This is a genomic window from Sporomusa sp. KB1 (genome assembly GCF_007830295.1).
Taxonomy (GTDB): Bacteria; Bacillota; Negativicutes; order Sporomusales; family Sporomusaceae; genus Sporomusa.
In genome coordinates this window covers 3,410,848-3,412,669 of the sequence record NZ_VLKC01000002.1, presented here as the reverse complement: position 1 = coordinate 3,412,669, position 1,822 = coordinate 3,410,848, and the positions used below count along the sequence as shown (strand labels likewise).

General features: G+C 48.2%; 3 other annotated features.

The features are described 5' to 3' along the window. Positions 1-236, bottom strand: a sequence feature (23S ribosomal RNA rRNA prediction is too short). Between the two features lie 50 nt (positions 237-286). Then, positions 287-1,419: a sequence feature (23S ribosomal RNA rRNA prediction is too short), on the bottom strand. Positions 1,420-1,436: 17 nt separating this feature from the next. Beyond that, positions 1,437-1,821, bottom strand: a sequence feature (23S ribosomal RNA rRNA prediction is too short). Position 1,822 lies beyond the last annotated feature (1 nt).

Here is a 1,822-nt window from a genome sequence, read left to right as displayed (position 1 = left end):
TACTTCTAACAGCTACCCATTACTTCTCAGGTTTCAGTTGTGCGGATTTGCCTACACAACACCCTACAAGCTTAGACGCGAATTTCCATCCTCGCGCTCATTTACCCTACTGTGTCACTCCATCGCTCAAACGACTCTAGGTGGTACTGGATTTTTAACCAGTTGTCCATCGCCTACGCATTCACGCCTCGGCTTAGGTCCCGACTTACTCTGAGCGGACGATCCTTCCTCAGAAATCCTTAGGCTTTCGGTGGACAAGATTCTCACTTGTCTTTTCGCTACTCATACCGGCATTCTCACTTCTTATCAGTCCACATGTCCTTACGGTCATGCTTCACTCCGATAAGAACGCTCCCCTACCCATTGAGAGGTGAGATGCGAGATGTTGGAGGTGAGATTTTCTCACTTCTTTATTTCCAGCTTTCTATTAAGTGATACAGCCGCTTGCCTAGTATATCGTATTCTTCGATGACTTTGTCATCTGAAAGGTACGATAGTTCTTTGGCTAGCTTAAGTAACACGCATACTTCATTGCTGGACCCTAGGGCATTTCGCAAGAAATGCTTGAATTCTGCGGATGAGTTTTTTCGTCCATATCCTTCAGCTATATTCGCTGGTATAGATACTGCCGCTCTCCTCAGCTGATACCCTAGTTCTCGTCTTTCCACTGCTGGAAAGGCAGTTGTTAGTCTGTGAATTTCTACAGCTAGTCTAAATCCTTGCTGATATACTTCAAGATCTTCGTAGCTCTTTATTCCCACTTCTAACCTCTCGCCTCCCACCTCTCAATGCCATAGCTTCGGTTCCGTGCTTTAGCCCCGGACATCTTCGGCGCACAATCTCTCGACCAGTGAGCTATTACGCACTCTTTAAATGTTGGCTGCTTCTAAGCCAACATCCTGGTTGTTTCGGAAATTCCACATCCTTTGCCACTTAGCACGGCATTGGGGACCTTAGCTGATGGTCTGGGCTGTTTCCCTTTTGACTACGGATCTTATCACTCGCAGTCTGACTCCCAGGTTAAAGTATATCCATTCGTAGTTTGACAAGGTTCAGTAATCTATAAGNCCCCTAGCCCTATCAGTGCTCTACCGTCTATACTCATTACCTGAGGCTAGCCCTAAAGCTATTTCGGGGAGAACCAGCTATCTCCGCGTTCGATTGGCATTTCNCCCCTATCCACAACTCATCCCAAAGCTTTTCAACGCTCACGGGTTCGGTCCTCCACGCATTTTTACCTGCGCTTCAACCTGGTCATGGATAGATCACTGCGGTTTCGGGTCTACAATAACTAACTTTCGCCCTATTTAGACTCGCTTTCGCTTCGGCTCCGTGTTTCCCACTTAACCTCGCTAGTTACTGTAACTCGCCGGTTCATTCTTCAATAGGCACGCCGTTGACCATATAAAGGTCTTCGACTGCTTGTAGACATACGGTTTCAGGTTCTCTTTCACTCCCCTCCCGGGGTGCTTTTCACCTTTCCCTCACGGTACTATGCGCTATTGGTCGCCAAGGAGTATTTTGCCTTGGAGGGTGGTCCCCCCTGCTTCCCACAGGGTTCCTCGTGTCCCGTGGTACTCTGGATTCTGACCCTCAAACTCTGCTTTTCGCTTACAGGGCTGTTACCTTCTGTGGCCTACCTTTCCAGGTAGTTCGACTAAGCCTGATTTGATTGTTGTCAGTCCTCAACCCCAGAAAGCAAAGCTTTCTGGTTTGGGCTCTTCCCCGTTCGCTCGCCGCTACTTGGGGAATCTCAATTGATTACTTTTCCTCCGGGTACTTAGATGTTTCAGTTCCCCGGGTGCCCTCCTAACCTAAGGCT